General features: G+C 71.5%; 20 protein-coding genes. 9 read left to right on the top strand and 11 right to left on the bottom strand.

What is annotated here, in order from left to right; translation table 11 throughout:
* Positions 1-7: 7 nt before the first annotated feature.
* The 7 genes from RE421_RS14965 to RE421_RS14935 form a co-directional block, all read right to left on the bottom strand.
* The gene (locus RE421_RS14965) at positions 8-823 is read right to left on the bottom strand and encodes an ABC transporter ATP-binding protein (protein ID WP_309811742.1); all 816 of its coding nucleotides are present in this window, start codon (positions 821-823) and stop codon (positions 8-10) included.
* The gene (locus RE421_RS14960; RefSeq protein WP_309817458.1) at positions 820-1,860 is read right to left on the bottom strand and encodes an iron chelate uptake ABC transporter family permease subunit; all 1,041 of its coding nucleotides are present in this window, start codon (positions 1,858-1,860) and stop codon (positions 820-822) included. The genes RE421_RS14965 and RE421_RS14960 overlap by 4 nt, the downstream gene beginning before the upstream one ends.
* Before the next feature lie 26 nt (positions 1,861-1,886).
* On the bottom strand, positions 1,887-2,981 hold the full coding sequence (locus RE421_RS14955) for an iron ABC transporter permease (RefSeq protein WP_309811741.1): 1,095 nt from the start codon (positions 2,979-2,981) through the stop codon (positions 1,887-1,889).
* Between the two features lie 9 nt (positions 2,982-2,990).
* Entirely contained in the window at positions 2,991-4,094 is a 1,104-nt protein-coding gene (locus RE421_RS14950) for an iron-siderophore ABC transporter substrate-binding protein (protein WP_309811740.1), read from the bottom strand.
* 180 nt (positions 4,095-4,274) lie between these two features.
* Positions 4,275-5,156, bottom strand: coding sequence for an AraC family transcriptional regulator (locus tag RE421_RS14945; RefSeq protein ID WP_309811738.1), 882 nt, complete (start codon positions 5,154-5,156; stop codon positions 4,275-4,277).
* Positions 5,157-5,298: 142 nt separating this feature from the next.
* A complete protein-coding gene (locus RE421_RS14940) occupies positions 5,299-6,075 on the bottom strand; it encodes an amino acid ABC transporter ATP-binding protein (RefSeq protein WP_309811735.1) in 777 nt (258 codons plus the stop codon).
* Positions 6,072-7,544, bottom strand: a complete 1,473-nt coding sequence (locus tag RE421_RS14935; protein WP_309811732.1) for an ABC transporter substrate-binding protein/permease — start codon at positions 7,542-7,544, stop codon at positions 6,072-6,074. The genes RE421_RS14940 and RE421_RS14935 overlap by 4 nt, the downstream gene beginning before the upstream one ends.
* A 126-nt stretch (positions 7,545-7,670) precedes the next feature.
* On the opposite strand from RE421_RS14935, the gene RE421_RS14930 reads away from it, so the two are divergent.
* The 3 genes from RE421_RS14930 to RE421_RS14920 are packed head-to-tail and all read left to right on the top strand — an operon-like array spanning position 7,671 to position 10,988.
* Positions 7,671-8,945 (top strand): type III polyketide synthase, encoded by a 1,275-nt coding sequence (locus tag RE421_RS14930; RefSeq protein WP_309811729.1) that lies wholly within the window; start codon positions 7,671-7,673, stop codon positions 8,943-8,945.
* Positions 8,942-9,709 (top strand): methyltransferase domain-containing protein, encoded by a 768-nt coding sequence (locus RE421_RS14925; RefSeq protein WP_309811727.1) that lies wholly within the window; start codon positions 8,942-8,944, stop codon positions 9,707-9,709. The genes RE421_RS14930 and RE421_RS14925 overlap by 4 nt, the downstream gene beginning before the upstream one ends.
* Positions 9,699-10,988, top strand: a complete 1,290-nt coding sequence (locus tag RE421_RS14920; RefSeq protein WP_309811724.1) for an NAD(P)/FAD-dependent oxidoreductase — start codon at positions 9,699-9,701, stop codon at positions 10,986-10,988. Before RE421_RS14925 ends, RE421_RS14920 begins: the two co-directional genes overlap by 11 nt.
* On the opposite strand, the gene RE421_RS14915 is transcribed toward RE421_RS14920, so the two are convergent.
* Complete coding sequence (locus RE421_RS14915; RefSeq protein ID WP_309811721.1) at positions 10,985-12,028, bottom strand: LLM class flavin-dependent oxidoreductase; 1,044 nt, start codon at positions 12,026-12,028, stop codon at positions 10,985-10,987. The genes RE421_RS14920 and RE421_RS14915 overlap by 4 nt on opposite strands.
* 91 nt (positions 12,029-12,119) lie before the next feature.
* Between RE421_RS14915 and RE421_RS14910 the strand changes: the two genes are divergently transcribed.
* The 6 genes from RE421_RS14910 to RE421_RS14885 all read left to right on the top strand — a co-directional run bounded on the left by RE421_RS14910 (position 12,120) and on the right by RE421_RS14885 (position 15,671).
* The gene (locus tag RE421_RS14910) at positions 12,120-12,644 is read left to right on the top strand and encodes a MarR family winged helix-turn-helix transcriptional regulator (RefSeq protein WP_309811717.1); all 525 of its coding nucleotides are present in this window, start codon (positions 12,120-12,122) and stop codon (positions 12,642-12,644) included.
* Between the two features lie 13 nt (positions 12,645-12,657).
* The gene (locus tag RE421_RS14905) at positions 12,658-12,996 is read left to right on the top strand and encodes a hypothetical protein (RefSeq protein WP_309811715.1); all 339 of its coding nucleotides are present in this window, start codon (positions 12,658-12,660) and stop codon (positions 12,994-12,996) included.
* A gap of 3 nt (positions 12,997-12,999) precedes the next feature.
* The gene (locus RE421_RS14900) at positions 13,000-13,812 is read left to right on the top strand and encodes a nitroreductase family protein (protein ID WP_309811712.1); all 813 of its coding nucleotides are present in this window, start codon (positions 13,000-13,002) and stop codon (positions 13,810-13,812) included.
* Positions 13,813-13,875: 63 nt separating this feature from the next.
* Positions 13,876-15,234 (top strand): phosphoglucosamine mutase, encoded by a 1,359-nt coding sequence (gene glmM / locus RE421_RS14895; RefSeq protein WP_309811709.1) that lies wholly within the window; start codon positions 13,876-13,878, stop codon positions 15,232-15,234.
* 7 nt (positions 15,235-15,241) lie between these two features.
* On the top strand, positions 15,242-15,442 hold the full coding sequence (locus RE421_RS14890) for a hypothetical protein (RefSeq protein WP_309811706.1): 201 nt from the start codon (positions 15,242-15,244) through the stop codon (positions 15,440-15,442).
* Between the two features lie 100 nt (positions 15,443-15,542).
* Positions 15,543-15,671, top strand: coding sequence for a hypothetical protein (locus RE421_RS14885; RefSeq protein ID WP_309811704.1), 129 nt, complete (start codon positions 15,543-15,545; stop codon positions 15,669-15,671).
* Between the two features lie 248 nt (positions 15,672-15,919).
* On the opposite strand, the gene mscL is transcribed toward RE421_RS14885, so the two are convergent.
* The 3 genes from mscL to RE421_RS14870 all read right to left on the bottom strand — a co-directional run bounded on the left by mscL (position 15,920) and on the right by RE421_RS14870 (position 18,072).
* Positions 15,920-16,345 carry a large conductance mechanosensitive channel protein MscL gene (mscL, locus tag RE421_RS14880; RefSeq protein WP_309811702.1) on the bottom strand — a complete coding sequence of 142 codons (426 nt, stop codon included), beginning with the start codon at positions 16,343-16,345 and terminating at the stop codon, positions 15,920-15,922.
* A gap of 127 nt (positions 16,346-16,472) precedes the next feature.
* Positions 16,473-17,024, bottom strand: coding sequence for a hypothetical protein (locus RE421_RS14875; protein ID WP_309811699.1), 552 nt, complete (start codon positions 17,022-17,024; stop codon positions 16,473-16,475).
* Between the two features lie 229 nt (positions 17,025-17,253).
* On the bottom strand, positions 17,254-18,072 hold the full coding sequence (locus tag RE421_RS14870; protein WP_309811696.1) for a D-alanyl-D-alanine carboxypeptidase family protein: 819 nt from the start codon (positions 18,070-18,072) through the stop codon (positions 17,254-17,256).
* Positions 18,073-18,121: the final 49 nt, after the last annotated feature.

Here is an 18,121-nt window from a genome sequence, read left to right as displayed (position 1 = left end):
ACCCGGGTTAGTGCGGTGCCGCGTGGTGCCGGCCCACCGGGACCACCAAAGGACCGCCTGACACCGGGTCGTCGATGATCCGGCTGCGCAGCCCGAACACGTCCTGCACGCACCGCTCGGTGAGGACCGCGGAGGCCGGTCCGGCCGCGTAGACCCGGCCGCCTTCCAGCGCCACGAGCCGGTCGGAGTAGCGGGCGGCGAGGTTGAGATCGTGCAGCACCATGACGATGGTGGTGCCGCGGTCCCGGTTGAGGTCGGCGAGCAGGTCCAGCACCTCGATCTGGTGGCTGACGTCCAGGAAGGTGGTGGGCTCGTCGAGCAGCAGCAGGTCCGTCTGCTGCGCCAGCACCATGGCGATCCACACCCGCTGGCGCTGGCCGCCGGAGAGCTCGTCCACGGGGCGGTCGGCCAGGTCCGCGGTGGCGGTGGCGTCGAGGGCGTGGGCCACGGCCGCGTCGTCGGCGGCGCTCCAGGCCCGGAACATCCGCTGGTGCGGGTGCCGGCCGCGGCCCACCAGGTCCGCCACCGTGATCCCGTCCGGGGACACCGGGGACTGGGGCAGCAGGCCGAGCACCCGGGCCAGCTCCTTCGACGGCATGGAGTGCACCGAGCGGCCGTCCAGCAGCACGCGGCCGCCGGCGGGGGAGAGCAGCCGGGACAGCGTCCGCAGCAGGGTGGACTTGCCCGAGGCGTTGGCCCCCACGATCGAGGTCACGGTGCCCGGCTCGATCTCCAGGTCAAGGCCGGAGAGCACGTGGCGCTCGCCGTAGCCGACGGCCAGCCCCTCGGCCCGCAGTTCGTGGGTGGTGGTCGACGTCATCATGAGGTGGCTCCGGTGCGGTGTTGGCGGACGATCAGGTACAGCAGGAAGGGTGCCCCGAGCACGCCGGTCACCACACCCACGGGGTAGCGGGTGCCGATGGCGAACTGGCCCACGAGGTCGGCCACGAGCACCAGCAGCGCGCCGACCAGGGCGGACGGCACCAGCAGGGAGCCGTTCGGGCCGAGCAGCCGGGCCGCGATGGGACCGGAGAGGAAGGCGACGAACGCGATCGGGCCACAGGCCGCCGTCGCGAAGGCCACGAGGCCCACGGCGGCGATCACGGACACCAGGCGCGTGCGGTTGACCCGGACGCCGAGCCCGGCCGCGGTGTCATCGCCCAGCGTGAGGGCCTCCAGGTTCGCGGACTGGCCCAGCAGCACGGGGGCGAGGACGAGCAGTGCCACCAGCGTGGGCAGCACCTGCTCCCAGCCGACCCCGTTGAGCGAGCCCGTCAGCCACCGCAGCGCCTCCTGCAGGTCCCAGGACCCGGCGCGGGAGAGCAGGTAGTTCGTGAGGGAGGTCAGGATCGCCGCGATCCCGATGCCCACGAGGATCAGCCGGGTGCCGGCCACCCCGCCCTTCGAGGAGAGCAGGTAGATCAGCAGGGCCACGCCCAGGCCGGCCGCGATGGCGAACGCGGAGCGGGCCGGGCCGTCGATCCCGAGCACGATGATCGCGAACGCCGCCGCGGCCGAGGCGCCCGAGGAGATGCCGATGATGTCAGGGCTGGCCAGCGGGTTGCGCAGCATGGTCTGGAACGTCACGCCGCCCAGCCCGAAGCAGGCACCGGCCACCACGGCGAGCACCGCGCGCGGCAGCCGCAGCGTGCCCACGGTGAACGTGGCCCCGTCCACGTCCTGGCCGAACACCACGCCGAGCACCTCGGCGGGACCGTAGACGGTCCGCCCGACCATCAGGGACGCGGCGAAGACCACCACCACGAGCACGGTCAGGATGCCGATCACCAGCGCACGACGCCGGCCCCGCCCCCGCCGCGCGCCCGTCACCTTCGCGTGGGTGCCGGTGGGGGCTTCCATGGTTTCGAGACGCGTGAGGGTGGCGGTCACAGTTCGCGGACCTTCCGCTGGCGGACGATGTGGATGAAGAACGGGGCGCCGATCAGGGCGGTGAGGATGCCGACGTCGATCTCGGAGGGGCGGGCGATGATGCGGCCGAGCACGTCTGAGGCGAGCAGCAGGCCCGCGCCGGCGACGGCGGAGTAGGGCAGGAGCCAGCGGTGGTCCGGGCCAGCGAGCAGGCGGCAGGCGTGGGGGACCACGAGGCCGACGAAGCCGATGGGCCCGGCCACGGCGGTGGCGGCACCGGCCAGCAGCACGGAGGACAGGGCGGCCAGCCCGCGGGCGAGCAGGACACGTTCGCCCAGGCCGGCGGCGAGGTCATCGCCCAGGCCCAGGGAGTTCAGGCTGCGGGCGCTCACCAGGGCCAGCAGCAGCCCGGCCCCCAGAAAGGGAGCGACGAGCGCGATCGCGTCCCAGGCCGCGCCGCCGACCCCGCCGATCTGCCAGGACCGGATGTTCGCGGAGATGTCCCCGCGGGGCAGGGCCACGGCGGTGATGAAGGAGGTCGCCACTGCGGTCAGGGCCGCCCCGGCCAGGGCCAGCTTGAGCGGCGAGGCACCGCTGCGGCCCGCCGAGGCGATCGCGTAGACCAGCACGGCGGTCACGGCGGCCCCGAGGATGGCCATCCAGATCATCTGGTGCGCCGCAAACAGCCCGAACCACGCCATGCCGACCACCACGGCCAGGGAGGCGCCCATGGTGATGCCGAGGATGCCCGGATCGGCCAGCGGATTGCGGGTCACGCCCTGCATCACGGCGCCGGCCACCCCCAGCGCGGCGCCCACCGCCAGGGCCAGCACGGTGCGCGGGATGCGCTTCACGACGGCGGCCTGGTCCAGTCCCGCGGCCGGCTCGCCGAGCGAGCCCAGCGCCTCGAGGATCGCGGGAACCCCCACGGTGCGGGAGCCGATGGCGACGGAGGCCGCGCAGAGCAGGACCAGCACCCCGAGCCCGGCCCCGAGCCAGGCCAGGCGGCGACGCCACGCGGTGCGCGTGGGCGGCGCCGGTGAGCTGGGCGCGGCGGTGCCGGGCCGGCGTCGGGACGGCCGGGTTGCGGTGGAGGTGGAGGTGACGCTCACGCGGTGGGGTCAGCCGTTCTCGGACTTCGCGGCGGCCTCGCCGAGCAGGTCCGCGTAGTCCTTGAGGACGTAGGGCAGGGCCAGCGGCGTCGGGTTGGCGGCGGTGCCGAGGGGGCCGGTGCCGTCCATGGCCACGATGGCCCCGTGCTCGACGGCCGGCATCTGGGACAGCAGCGGATCCGCCTCGAGGGTGTCCACGAGGGACTGGTCGCCGTAGGTCACGATCACCTCGACGTCGTCGAACTGGTCCACCTGCTCGGCGGAGACCGTGCCGGAGAACTGGTCGGTCTCGTCGGTGACCTGCTGGACGGACTCGGCCACGGTCATGCCGAGGTCCTCGAAGAACATGGTCCGCGTGTCATGGCCGGTGTAGAAGTTCACCGTGGACAGGTCGGCGGTGTCCACGTGGGTGAGGAACATGGCGGAGGTGCCCTCGAGCTCGGGGTGCTCGGAGACGGTCTCGGCGATCTGCCCCTCGAGGTCCTCGATCAGCGCGTCGCCCTCGGCCTGAAGGCCCATGCCCTGAGAGTTCAGGCGGATCATGTCCCGCCAGTCGGTGCCCCAGGCGGTCTCCGGGAAGGCGATCACGGGGGCGATCTCGGACAGGGTGTCGTAGTCCTGCTGGGTCAGGCCCGAGTAGGCGGCCAGGATGACGTCCGGGTCGGTGTCCGCCACGGCCTCGAAGTCGATGCCGTCCGTCTCGTCGAAGAGGACCGGGGTCTCGGCGCCGAGGTCTTCGAGTTCGTCCTCGACCCAGGGCAGCACGCCGTTGCCGTCGTCGTCACCGAAGTTGGCGGCGGCCATGCCGACCGGGACCACGCCCAGGGCCAGCGGCACCTCGTGGTTGGCCCAGTTGACGGTGGCCACCCGCTCCGGCTTCGACTCGATGGCGGTGGTGCCGAAGGCGTGCTCCACCTCGATCGGGAACTCCTGGCCGGACTCGGCCGCCGCGGAGGAACCGGCACCGGAGGATCCGGCCTCAGAGGAACCGGCCGAGGAGTCCGCAGCGGGATCTGCCGTCCCGGATCCGCAGGCGGACAGGGCGAGGACGAGGCCGACGGCGGCCAGCGAGGCGGCGACGGGGCGGGCTGCGACGGGACGGGAGATGCTCACGATGATGACTCCACTCTGAGGGATGGTGACCAAGGCAAGCATCGCGAATGGCGGCGTGCTCCATGGTCAGGTAAGCCTTGCCTAAATAATGTAGACAGGCGTGCGCTATTGAGCAATCGCGATGAAACGCAGGGTTCTGTCGCCTTTCGGACAGCGCGGCAGTCCGGGTCGTGGTCGAGTTCAGTGGCGCAACGAGCTCGGCGTGGTGCCCGTCAGCTTGCGGAACGCGGCCCCGAAGGCGCTGGCGCTGCGGTAGCCCATGGCCTCGGCGATGTCCTCGAGCGGCTCGCCGTCGGCCAGCAGGGTGGTGGCCCGCTGGACCCGCACCGAGCCGACCCAGCGCGCGAACCCCAATCCGGTCTCGGTCTGGAACGCCCGGGTGATGGTGCGCTCGCTGACCCTGAGCTGCCGTGACCAGTCGCCCAGGCTCCGCGCGTCGGCCGGGTCAGCCAGGACGGCCGCGACGATCGGTCGCAGCAGCTCCGCGGTGGGCTCGTGGACAAGGAACTGGTGCGGGGCCGGGGCCAGGACGTCCAGCACCATGGCCTCGGTCAGGCGCCGCGAGGAGGCCCTCAGCGTGGTGGAGCCCAGCCGGTCCAGCAGCTCGCGCACCAGGACGGTGATCCGCACCGAGGACGGGGTCTGCGGCAGTGCCCCTGGAGGAGCCTCGGGGACTGCCCCGGGAGGGGCCGGCGGGGAGGTCTCGCCGCGCATTCCGGTACCGGACAGGCCGAGGGACCGGTCGGCGTCGGGCGTGAAATAGGTGGCCCGGTAGCGGGTGCCTGCGGGAGAGACGGCTGAGTGCACCGTGCCGGCGGGCATCCAGAGGCCGATGGCCGGGGTGACCGTCCAGGTGCGCCGCCCGACGCGCAGGGTGGAGGCCCCGGCATCGTTCCAGAGCAATTCGTGGACGGCATGTGAGTGGTCCGGCCAGCGGGTGGCGGTGGCCAGCGTCTCGCCGATGCCCACGCTCGTGAAGTCGACCGCCACGGAACCGGCCCGCTCCAGCGGCATCTGCCGGAACGGCCCTGTGGGCGCGGGAAGGGCGTAGGTCTGGGACACACCGACGAGCCTACGCCGGAGCCCCATGCCGGGGCCGGCGCCCGTTCAGGGCATCGTCATCCGGCGGACATCTCGTCAGTTGGATTGATGACGAGATGTCCACTGGATGACGGCAGCGGATCGGTGCGCTCGGGCCTCTCGCTCAGAGGACCTTGGAGAGGAACTCCTGCAGTCGCGGCTGCTGCGGGTGATCGAAGATCTCGGACGGGGTGCCGGACTCCACGATCTTCCCGCCGTCCATGAACAGCACCCGGTCCGCCACCTCGCGGGCGAAGCCCATCTCGTGCGTCACGAGCACCATGGTCATGCCCTCGGCGGCGAGGTCGCGGATGACCTGCAGCACCTCGCCCACCATCTCGGGGTCCAGGGCGGAGGTGGCCTCGTCGAACAGCATGATCTTGGGGCTCATCGCCAGCGAGCGGGCAATCGCCACGCGCTGCTTCTGACCCCCGGACAACGACGCCGGCCGCGCGTCCGCCTTGTCCGCCAGACCCACGCGGTCCAACAGTTCCTCGGCGCGCTTCCGCGCCTCCGGCTTCGTCAGGTTCCCGAGCTCCACGGGGGCCAGCATGATGTTCTCGGCCACCGTCATGTGCGGGAACAGGTTGAACTGCTGGAAGACCATGCCGATGTGCCGGCGGACGGTGTTGATGTCCACCTTGGGGTCGGTCAGGTCGTAGTCGCCCACCTTCACGGTCCCGCCGGAGGCCTCCTCCAGGCGGTTCAGGCAGCGCAGGAAGGTGGACTTGCCGGAGCCCGAGGGGCCGATCACGCACACCACCTCGCGCTCGCGGATCTGGCCGGTGATGCCGGTCAGGACGTGGTTGTCCCCGAAGGACTTCTCCAGGCCCTGCACGTCCACCATCACGCGCTCGCCGACGATGCGCTCGCCGGTGTTCTCTGTGGTCGCGGTGCTCATCTGTTGACCTTCCTGTCCACGTAGTTGGCGAGCTGGGTGAGGGCGGTGATCGCGATGAAGTACAGCAGGGCGGCGATCAGCAGGACCTCGGTGACGCGGAAGTTCGCCGCGTAGATCTGCTGGGCCTGGTAGAGCAGCTCGGCGAAGCCGATGGCCAGCAGCAGCGAGGAGTCCTTGAGCATGATGACCAGCTGGTTGATCAGGGACGGCGTCATCATCTTGAACGCCTGCGGCAGCACGACCTTCTGCATCGTCTTGCCGTGGCCCAGGCCCAGGGAGCGGGAGGCCTCGGCCTGCCCCGGATCCACGGACTGCACGGCGCCGCGGACGATCTCCGCGATGTACGCCGCGCCGTTGAACGTCAGCGTCATCACGCCGGCCACCCAGATGTTCACAGGGACCCCGATCAGCGGGGGCAGGCCGAAGTAGAAGAAGAACGCCCAGACCAGGATGGGGGTGCCGCGGAAGATGCTGATGAAGGTGATCGCGATGCCCCGCAGCACGGGGTTGCGGGCGATCTTCATGAACCCGAAGGCCAGGCCCAGCACCATGGCCAGCACGAAGGAGATGCCCGTGACCAGCAGCGTGTTGCCCAGGCCGTTGAGCAGGGACGGCAGGGAGGTGACGATCAGGCCCCAGAAGGAGCTCGGGTCCACGCCGTCGTCCTCGGCGCCGAGGTACTCGTTGAGGATCTCGTCGTACTCCCCGGAGTCCCGCAGCTCCTGCAACCCGGTGTTGAACTTCTCCAGCAGCTCGGGGTTCTGGCCCTGGTTGACGGCGAAGCCGTAGTCGCCGGCCTCCACCTGCTCGCCGACGGTCACGAGGCCGGAGCCCTGCTGCACGCCGTAGGCGATCACCGGGTAGTCGTCGATGAGGGCGTCCGCGTTGCCGGACTTCACGGACTCCACGAGGGTGGTGGTCTGGTCCAGGGCGGTGACCTCGAAGCCGATCTCGTCCTGGCGCTCGGTGGCCACCTCCTCGGAGATGGACCCGGTCTTGACCACGACCTGCTTGCCGGCCAGGTCCTCCCAGTCGGAGATCTCGGACTCGTCGCCCTCGTTGACGGCCAGGGTCACGGTGCCCGTGAAGTAGGGCTCGGAGAAGTCGTAGACCTCCTGGCGCTCCTCCGTGATGGACATGCCGGCGATCACGCCGTCCACCTGGTTGGAGTCCAGGGCCTGCAGCGCGGCGTTGAAGCCCAGCGAGCGCCACTCGACCTCGAAGCCCTGGTCCTCGGCGATCGCCTCCATGAGGTCGATGTCGATGCCGACCAGGTCGCCGCCCTGGCGGAACTCGAAGGGTGCGAAGGTGGTGTCCGTGCCGATCACATAGGTTTCGCCGGAGCCGGCTTCGCCCTCGGCGGCCGTGGCTGCGCTGGCCGCGGGGGCGATCCCGAGCAGCAGCACCCCCAGGGTGGCGAGCGCCGCGAGGAGGGTCCTCGCGGCGGTTCTGAAGTGGGTCTCTCTCACGAGGGTGTCCCTTCGGATGGTGGAGTGGTGACTGCCTGGCAGCCTACTCCGGCGGTGACACCGATCACCGCAGGTCCGCGGCCCCCGAGGGTTGTCTGCGCGGGCCGGGGGTGCACACCATGGGGGATGCCCGCCCTGCTGAGGTCCCTGCACACCGCCGTCCCGCCCACCGTGCTGCACCAGGACCGGGTGCGTGATGCGCTCGCGGCTCAGCCGGGGCTCAGCCGGCTCGGCCAGCGGCTCGTGACCGCGGCGTTCAACGCCTCCGGGATCGAGCGCCGGCACACGGTGGTGCGGGAGTGGGAGCCAGAAGAACCAGCGCACGACGGCGGCCGGCCGGCTCCCAGCGACGGTGGCGGTTCCGGTGAGGGAGACGGAGCGGATCCCGGTGCCGGGCACGGCCTGTTCTTCGACCCGGACACCGGCCACATCCTCAACCCGAGCACCGGGGCCCGCAACGCCGTCTACACCGAGCACGCGGCCGACCTGTACGAAGAGGCGGCCGCCGGGGCGCTGGCCGATTGCCCGGACGTCGCCCGCGAGGACATCACGCACGTCATCACGGTCTCCTGCACGGGCTTCTTCTCCCCGGGGCCGGACTACCAGCTGGTCCGCCGGCTCGGCCTGCCGGCCGCCACGAAGCGCATCCACCTCGGATTCATGGGCTGTTATGCGGCCCTCCCGGCCCTGCGGGAAGCCGCGGACATCTGCGAGGCCGATCCGGCCGCCGTCGTGCTGGTGGTGTCCGCCGAGCTGTGCAGCGTGCACGTGCGCGTGGCGAATGACCAGGACACCATCGTGGGGGCGTCCCTGTTCTCGGACGGGGCGGGGGCCGCGGTGGTGACGGGGGCGGACCGGCCGGTGCCGGCGGGCAGTGGGCCGGCGCTGCGGCTGGACGGCTTCGCCACGGTGCTGACCCCGGTGGGGGAGGAGGCGATGGCGTGGAACATCGGCGACCACGGCTTCGAGATGATCCTGGGCACCTATGTCCCGCACATCATCGACGACCACATCACCGGCGCCCTCGAACCCCTGTTCGCCGCCGACCGCGCCACTGGCCCTGCCGGCGGGCCGCCGCTGGCCGCCCGGCCCTACGCGGAGCTGGAGCACTGGGCCATCCACCCCGGCGGGCGCAGCATCCTGGACAAGGTGCAGGCCCGCCTCGAGTTGAGCGACGAGCAGCTGGTGCCCGCCCGGGACACCCTGCGCGACTACGGCAACATGTCCAGCGCCACCGTCCTGTTCGTGCTGCAGCACATCCTCGAGGACGCGGCGAGCGCGGCGGGCGCGGCGGGCGCGGGAAATGCGTCAGACCGGGACGGCGAGCGCGTCTGCGCCATGGCCTTCGGCCCGGGGCTGACGGTGGAGTCGGCGCTGATGACCCTGGTCGCCCCGGCATGATGCCGCTCCCGGGCCTGCCCGACCTCTCCGTGCGCCGGCCGGACACCGTCGAACTGATGGACCTTCCGGACTGCGACCTGGACGCGCTGCACCGCACCTACCGCGGCTTCGCGGTGGTCAACCCCGTGGTCGCGGGCTGGCAGCTGACCTACCGCACGCTGATCCGGCCCCTGCTGGCCGAGAGCCGGAGCGCCAGCATCCTGGACATCGGCTCCGGCGGCGGGGACGTGGCCCGGGCGCTGGCGCAGCGGGCCCGGCGGGACGGCTTCACAGTGCGCGTCACCGCCCTGGACCCCGACGCGCGGGCCCACCGCTGGGCGTGCGGCCGCCGGCAGGTGCCGGGCCTGGACTACCGGCGGGGCACCAGCGGTGACCTGGTCCGCGAGGGCCGGCGCTTCGACGTCGTGCTCTCCAACCACCTGCTGCACCACCTGGACCCCGGCGCGTTGGAGGCCGTGCTGGCCGACTCCGAGGCGCTCGCGGTCCGCCGCGTGATCCACTCGGATATCCGCCGCGGCCCGGTGGCCTACGGGCTGTTCTCCGCCGGCGCCGGGCTGGCCACGCCGCTGTTCCCGGGCTCCTTTATCCGCGCGGACGGGCTCGCCTCCATCCGCCGCAGCTACACCCCGGCCGAGCTCGCCGCCGTGCTCCGACCGGGCTGGCGCGTGCAGACGCAGCCGCCGTGGCGGAACCTGGCGGTCTGGGATGCGGTGAGGGACGCGGTGAGGGACGCGGTGTGGGAGGCGGCGCCGGATGCGCGCTGACGTGCTGATCGTCGGGGGCGGGCCGGTCGGGCTGTTCCTGGCCGGGCTGCTGGTGGACCACGGCGTGGACGTGGTGGTGCTGGAACGCCGGGAGCATCCGACCAGGCAGTCGCGGGCGATCGGCCTGCACCCGCCCGCCCTGGACGCGCTCGCCGTGCTGGGCCTGGACGGACCCGCCCGCCAGCAGGGCCTCGAGATCCGCCGCGGGCTCGCCTACGGGGACGGCCGACTGATCGGCGGGATCACCTTCGAGCACGCCCACCCCCGGTTCCCCTTCGTGCTGACCCTGCCGCAGACCCGCACCGAGGCGCTGCTCGCCGCGCACCTCGAACGCGTGGCGCCCGGGACGTTGCGCCGCGGCGTGGAGGTGGTGGGGCTGGAACACCCCGTGCCCGACGACGGCCGGCCCGTCCGCGTGTCCGTGCGGTCCGCGGGGGCACCGGTGGGGGAGGCGCAGGAGTGGTCGGCCGGCGTGGTCGTCGGCGCCGACGGGGCACACAGCACGGTGCGCCGGCTGACGGGGATCGGCGTGGACCGGCGGCAGTGGGGCGACGCGTACCTGATGGGGGACTTCGCGGAGGACGGTGATGCGGCGGGCCCGGGCGCCGGACCGACCGCGGTGATCCACCTGCACCGGGACGGGGTGGTCGAGTCGTTCCCCCTGCCGGACGGTCAGCGGCGCTGGGTGGTGCACACCGGGACGCGTCGGCGGCCGGAGAGCGCGGAGGAGCTGGTCGGGAAGGTGCGGGAGCGCTGGCCGCCCGGCGGCGCTGGGCTGACGGCGTCCGGCGTGCCCAGCGTTCCCGGCGTGCCCTGCGCACCGGATCCCGCGACCGCCACCATGGTCGGCGCCTTCACCGTCTACCGGCAGCTGGCTCGGCGGATGGCGGCGGGCCGGACGGTGCTGATCGGGGACGCCGCCCACGCCATCAGCCCCTTCGGCGGTCAGGGCATGACCCTGGGGTGGCTGGACGCGCTGGCCCTGGCGCCGCTGCTGGCCGAACCGGTGGCCGGTGCGGTGACCGGGGAGGGTGCCGGGCCGGCGTCGGGCCCGGGATGGAACCGGCCGGTGACGCGGGAGTTCGAACGGCAGCGAAGGCGGGCCGCGCTGGCCGCGGCGCGCCAGGCCGAGGTGAACATGCTGCTGGGCCGGCCCCTGCCCGTCCCGGTGCTCGCGGCCCGGGACCTCACCTCCCGCGCCGTCCTCGCCACGCCCTTGAGGCACGGGCTGGCGCGGCGGTACACCATGGGGCGGGCGAGGTTCCGTGAGCGGCGCTAGGAACGGGCCAGCAGGCGCTCGACGCGGGGCTTGACCTCGGTGGCCAGCAGGGTGAGGGATTCCAGGAAGTGCTCCTGCGGCAACCCGCCGATGTCCATCTGCAGGAAGTGGCGCATGTGGCCCATGTACCCGTGCAGGTGGACGATGCGTTCGGCGACCTCGTCCGGGTCGCCGATGTAGTAGGCGCCGGGGGCGTCGGCCTGGGCGAGGTAGGCGTTCCGGTCCGGCTCGGGCCAGCCGCGCAGCCGGCCCATCTCCACGTTGAGGTTGTACCAGCCGGGGTAGAACCGCTCGAGGGCCTCCTGCTTCGTCGGAGCGACCAGGCCCAGTGCGGCCACGGAAACCTTGATGTGGTCCCCGGTGTGCCCGGCCTGGGCGGCGGAGCGGCGGTAGAGATCGGCCAGCGGGGCGAAGCGATGGGGCGCACCGCCGATGATGCCGTAGGAGACGGGCAGGCCGAGCTGGCCGGCCCGGGCGGAGGAGCCGGCGTTGCCGCCGGTGGCCAGCCAGATCGGCAGCCGTCCGTGCACCGGGCGGGGCACTACGGCGAGGTCCTGCAGGGCGGGGCGGCGCGCGCCGGTCCACGTGACGGACTCGCTGGTGGCGTTGTTCAGGGTCATCAGCAGGTCCAGCTTGTTGGCATAGAGCTCGTCGTAGTCGTCCAGGCTGTAGCCGAACAGCGGGAAGGTCTCCACGGAGGAGCCCCGGCCGGCGGTGATCTCCACGCGGCCGCCGCCGGAGACCGCATCCGCGATGGCGAACTGCTGGAACACGCGCACCGGGTCGTCCGTGCTGATGATGCTGGCGGCGCTGCCCAGGGTGATCTGCCGGGTGGCGGCGGCCGCTGCGGCGATCACCGTGCCGGGGGAGGAGGCGGGCATGGACACGGTATGGTGCTCGCCCACCCCGAAGTAGTCCAGGCCGGCCGCGTCCGCGTGGAGGATCGCCGCGTGCAGGTTGGTAATGGCCTCGGCGGTGTCCCGCGGGGACCCGTCCGGGTTCAGAGGGGTGTCGCCGAAGCTGTAGGCGCCGATGTCCATGGTGTCTCCCGGGCTCAAAGTATGTTGTGGAACAGACTATATGAGCGGAAGAATATCTGGACAACCGATCACCCGGAGTATCATGGACGCCATGACGAACACCACAGGGCACGACGGCGGCCCGGCCGGCGCCGCGCCCGGCAGCGGGCGCGCAGTGCCCGGGGAGTTCGGCTGGAACCTGGGCATGGTCCTGCGCGGATACCAGACGCTTTTCGAGGACGCCGTGGAGGGGATGCCCTCCGGGATCCGCGGCTTCCAGGTCCTCTCGGCCGTCGTCCACCGGGATCCGCCGAACCAGCAGGCCCTCGGGGCGCACCTCGCCATCGACCGGACCGTCCTCACCTACCTGCTGGACGGCCTGGTGGACGCCGGCGTGGTGGAACGCGTCCCCGCGCCCTCGGACCGCCGGGCCCGCAAGATCGTGGCCACGCGGCGCGGCCGCACACTCCTGGCCACCTACGAGCAGCGCGTGGCGGAGGCCGAGGCCGGCCTGCTATCCGGCCTGGAGGAGTCCGAGTCCGGGGCGCTGGAGTCCCTGATCGGCCGGCTCGCCATGGCCATCCACCGGGACCAGCCCGGCTCCAACCCCTGCGAGGCCATGGACCACCTGCCCTGACGGCCGTGGCACCATGAGCACCATGGTGGAACTGCGCACGCTGGTCACGGCAGCCGCCGCGGCCTACACGGCGAACGGCGCGCTCGGCGCGGCGGTGGCCCTGCGGTGGGTCGATACCTCGGGTGCCCGCTGGATCCACCACGCCCTGTATGCGGTGACGCTGACGTCAACGGCCGTGGCCGTCGTCGCCGGTGCCGCCCGCCGCTCACCGGCCGCCCTCGCGCTGGCCCCTGCCGCCGTGCCGCTCATGCTCCTGCAGCGGCACGGCGCCCGGCCGCTGCGCCGGCACACGCGGGACGCGCTGTGGGCGGCCCCCTGCTATGCGGCCGGGCTCGTCCTGGCCTGGAGGTAAGCCATGGAATTCCTCGATGCCGTGTTCAACCGGCGCACCACGAACGGGCCGTTCCGGCCGGACCCCGTCAGCGCCGAGCACCAGCAGCTGCTGATCCGCGCCGCGGCGGCCGCACCCTCGCAGTTCAACAGCCAGCCGTGGCGGTTCGTGCTCATCGAGGACCGAGACACGATCGAGACCGTGGCGCAGATCAGCGGCGAGAGCATGACCGAGGTGATGGGCGCCGGGACCTTCTTCGACCGGTACAAGAAGTACTTCCGGTTCAGCCAGAAGGAGATGGACGCCGCCCGCAGCGGCATGCTCTTCGACAAGCTGCCGGCCCTGCTGCGCCCCTTCACCTCCAGGGCGTTCACCCCCTCCGGTCAACAGCTGATGAACCGGCTGAAGGTGCCGCAGACCCTCGGCGCGGAGAACCGCAAGCTGGTGGCCGGATCCCCGCTGCTGATCGGGGTCATGCTGGAGCGCGGCGAGTACCGGCCCGGGGAACTCTCCGGCTTCTACTCGGTGTTCAGCCTGGGCGCCGCCATGGAGAACCTCTGGCTGACCACCGTGGAGCTGGGGATGGGCATCCAGTTCATCTCCTTCCTCATGGAGGCCCCGCACCAGTGGAAGCGCATCGTGCAGATGCTGCACGTGCCGGACGAGCTGGAGCTGATGGCGGTCTACCGGCTGGGCTACCTGCCACAACGGACCCACCGCCCGGCCATCGACTGGTCCAGCCGGGAACGGCGCCGGCCCTCCCAGTTCGTCTTCCGGGAGACCTGCGAGGCCCCGCAGGAGGGCTGGGACGACGACGTCCGGCCGGGTTCGGGCTAGTCAGCCGGAGGTCGCCGCGCCGTGACGCGGAAACCCCGCCGCAGAGGCATAGAATCCACCGTGATGAGCAGATTATTCGGAACCGACGGCGTCCGTGGCCTGGCCAATGGGATCCTGACCGTCGAACTGTCGATCCAGTTGGCCCAGTCCGCGGCCGTGGTGCTCGGGCACCAGGAGACCGCGGGGCGCCGGCCGGTGGCCGTGGTGGCCCGTGACCCGCGGATCAGCGGTGAGTTCATCATCGCCGCCGTCTCGGCGGGGCTGGCCAGCGCGGGAGTGGACGTCTACGACGCCGGCGTGCTGCCCACCCCGGCCGCCGCCTTCCTCGTAGATGACCTGGACGCGGACTTCGGCGTGATGATCTCCGCCTCCCACAACCCGGCCCCGGACAACGGCATCAAGTTCCTGGCCCGCGGCGGCGAGAAGCTCACGGACGAGCAGGAAGACGCCATCCAGGCGCAGATGGACGAGGAGCCCTACCGGCCCACCGGCGCGGACGTGGGGCACGTCCAGCGCTTCGCGGACGCCGAGGACCGCTATGTCCTGCACCTGCTCCAGACCCTGCCGCACCGCCTCGACGGACTGAAGGTCGTGCTCGACTGCGCCCACGGTGCCGCCGCCGGGTGCTCGCCGGAGGTCTTCAGCCAGGCCGGGGCCGACGTCGTGGTCATCGGCGCGGATCCGGACGGGATCAACATCAATGACGGCTACGGCTCCACCCACCTGGAGAAGCTCCAGGCCGCCGTGGTGGAGCATGGCGCGGACTTCGGGATCGCCCATGACGGGGACGCGGACCGCTGCCTGGCCGTGGACGCCACCGGCGCCGTGGTGGACGGGGACCAGATCATGGGCATCCTGGCCGTGGCCCTGAAGGAGTCGGGCCGGCTCAAGGATGACACCCTGGTGGTCACCGTGATGAGCAATCTGGGCCTGAAGCTGGCCATGCAGCGCGAGGGGGTGCGCCTCGTGGAGACCAAGGTGGGGGACCGGTACGTGCTGGCCGCCATGAAGCACGGCAGCTACTCCCTGGGCGGCGAGCAGTCCGGCCACGTGATCTTCTCCGACCACGCCACCACCGGCGACGGCGTGCTGACCGGCCTGCAGCTCGCTGCCCGCATGGCCGCCAGCGGCAAGTCCCTGGCCGAGCTGGCGGCCGTGATGGAGCGACTGCCGCAGGTGCTGATCAACGTCAAGGACGTGGACCGGGACCGCGCGGGCGAGGATCCGGAGCTGCAGGCCGCCGTCGCGGACGCCGAGGCCCGGCTGGGCGAGACCGGCCGCGTGCTGCTGCGGCCCTCCGGCACCGAGCCGGTGGTCCGCGTGATGGTGGAGGCCGCGGACGAGGCCCAGGCCCGCCGCGAGGCCGAGGACCTGGCCGCCGTAGTCCAGCGCGAGCTCGCCCTGGCCGCCGAGCCGGCCTGAACGGCCCGTGACGGTGGCCGAGCCGGACCCGGTGTCGGAGGCGGCGGCCGGGGAGGAGAACCAGGGCCCGACGCCGGCCCGCCAGTGGGCGGTCTTCCTCACCTCGGTGCTGCTCGTCGGGGCGCTGATCGCCCTGGTCCTCTTCGCGATCGAGCTGCCCACCTGTGAGGACCCGCCCAACTCCTGGGCGCCCTGCATCGGCCCCTGACCTCAGGCTCATCTCCGATCACGGCACCGTGCGGCTAAGGGTGTCCCTGACCTCTCGTAGTCTTCGTCTGACGATGCGCGCCGACGCTACGCGGAACTTCGTGATGAAATCGAGGCCGAGAGATCTCGAGGAGTTCCGCCGCCGCGCGCATCGATTCGACGTCGAGGCCCCCGCGCTGGTCAAGTACGACCAGTTGAAGGAGTGGGAGTACTTGCTCGGTGAGCAGTGACGAATCGTTGCTCATGTCTGGTCTGTCCGCCCCGGACACAGGTAGGGGTTGGGTCGTTCCCGGCGGTAGGTCAGGACGAACCCAACGGCCTCGTGGAACCGCAGTGCATCGTCGAAGCTGCGGCAGGCAAGATCTGGTGTGGTGCGTTCCCTGACGGGGACAACGTACAACGAACGCGGTGCGCCTCCCCGAGTGGGGAGCCGCACCGCGTCCTTCGGTGGCAAGTGGAGAGTGGACCGCTGGGGGCGTCAGACCTCCGTGCGCGGGGGCGGGGTGCCGCCTCCACGCTGGGCGGAGAGCAGGTCGCGGATCTCGGTGAGGAGGACGACGTCGTCGGAGGGTTCGACGGCGTCCGGGTTGATGCCGAGCTTGCGGTTGCGCATCTCGATCATCTTGTTCATGGGCATGACGATGACGAAGTAGATGGCGGCGGCGATCAGCAGGAAGTTGACGACCGCGGTGAGCAGGACGCCGAACCGGATGTCGTTGTTGTTGAAGGTGACCACGGCGAACGAGTCGAAGTCCGGCGCGCCGACGACCGCGGAGATGAAGGGCATGAGCACCGAGTCAACGAGCGCGGTGACCACGGCCCCGAAGGCGGAGCCGATGACCACGGCAACGGCGAGATCGACGACGTTGCCCTTCATGATGAAGTCTTTGAATCCCTGGAGCATGGCTCGAGGATAAGCGCGCGCCATGCCCCAGGTCGTCAGGGGTAGGAACGACACGCCGAACGTCCGGTGAAGTGCTGCCGCTCCGTTCGGCGGGCCACCTCACCGGACGTCCGGTGCGCTCCCAGTCTCACCACCGATGCGCCACGTCCACCACCAGCCGTGAGCCGCTGCCCGGGCCGTCCAGGATGAGCACCCGGTACGGCAACCGGGCACGGTTGCCGATGCCGAAGACGGTGTGGCCCTCGAAGCTGCCCCCGTAGGCCACCTGCCGGAAGGTGTCATACCCGGCCACGTTGGCCACCCGGTTCCAGTTGGACGGGTTGTAGGTGGGTCGTCCGGCGGAGGTGTAGGCGTTGGCGTAGACGGTGATGCTCAGGTCTGTGCCGGTCATCGGGATATGGGTGCCCGTGCCCACCCTCTGGATGGACCCGTAGCGCGCCGCATAGCCCTTGACCTTGTAGTTCAGGTCCACCACCATCCGGTCGTAGCAGTCGTGCCGCCCGGTGCGGACCCGGGTGACCTGCGCGCTGCTCATGGTGGAGACCGACTTGGCGGTGGAGCCCCACGTGATGCCGCAGTAGGGGGCCGCCGTGGCCGGCGGTGGGGCGGCTGCACTCATGCCCGTGGCGAGCCCCACGGCGAGGACGAAGGTCCCGAGGGTTGCAAGTGGTTTCTTCATGGCCGTGCCTTCTTCCCGGGGCACCACAACTGCGGCGCCAAGTGGAAGAATTGTGCGCCGTGCGGCGGTGAACGGACAGCGTGGCCGGGCGCACTTCACATTGCGATTCGGCGGTCAAATCCAGCGGTGCGCAGGCTGTTGGCTACGGTTCGGTGAAGGACCCTACCGGTATGACCGGAACGGTGGCCAGTCTCCGCGCGCATCACCCGTCGCGTGACGCCAGCGGCCGTCAGTAGCCCGGTGCCGGTGCGAAGCCCCAGGCCGTCTCCAGCACTCCTCCTGAGGCAACGACGTCGGCCTCGGTGCCCACGTACCGCAGGTGCCAGGGCTCGGGGGAGTACCCCGTGATGTCCTCGGCGCCGTCGGGGTAGCGCACGATCCAGCCGTGCTCGGCGGCGTGCTCGGCCACCCAGGCGCCCTCGGCCGTCTCGCCGAAGCACTGCTCCAGGGCGCAGGCCCCGTCCGCGGCGCCCACGTCCATGGCCAGCCCGGTCTGGTGTTCCGAGAAGCCCGGCCGCGCGGAGATGCGGTCCGCCTTGGCCTGCCCGTACGTCTCCACCCAGCCGGCGTAGGTGCCCTGCTGGTACCCGTAGGAGCGGTAGGCGCTGAGCAGGGTCAGGTCCACGCCGTCCTGCACGGCCGCGGAGAACAGGTCCTCGGCCGCGCCGGCGGCCTCGTCCCGCAGCTCTGCACCTGGGCGCGACGACGGCACGTCCGGAACGCTCAGATCCTCCGGCGCGTAGTCGGCCGGGTCCAAGGGGTTCTGCTTGTTGACCAGCACGTGGATCGAGTTGGGAGAGCCGTGGTCCAGCTCCGGATCCTCGGGTGCCGCGCTGCTCGGTGTGTCCTCCGGTGTGGCAGACGGCGTGACCGGGCTGGACATGACGGGCGGGGAGGCAGTCACGGAGGGATGGGGCGTGGCCTGGACGGTGGCCGAGCGGACGAGGGGTTCATCGGGCTCCGCCGAGGAGCACCCGGTGAGTGCCAACGCCAGGATGCCGCCCACCACGCCGGCCCGTAGGCACAAAGTGACGAGACCCCGTCCCATAGGTGGGGGTATGGTCACTTTGCGCCTGGGGGAGAGTCGGGCCGGGCGG

This window comes from Citricoccus sp. I39-566, from assembly GCF_031432995.1.
Taxonomy (GTDB): domain Bacteria; phylum Actinomycetota; class Actinomycetes; order Actinomycetales; family Micrococcaceae; genus Citricoccus; species Citricoccus nitrophenolicus_A.
The sequence above is the reverse complement of the archived record's forward strand: the minus strand, read 5'-3'. Positions and strand labels throughout refer to the sequence as shown.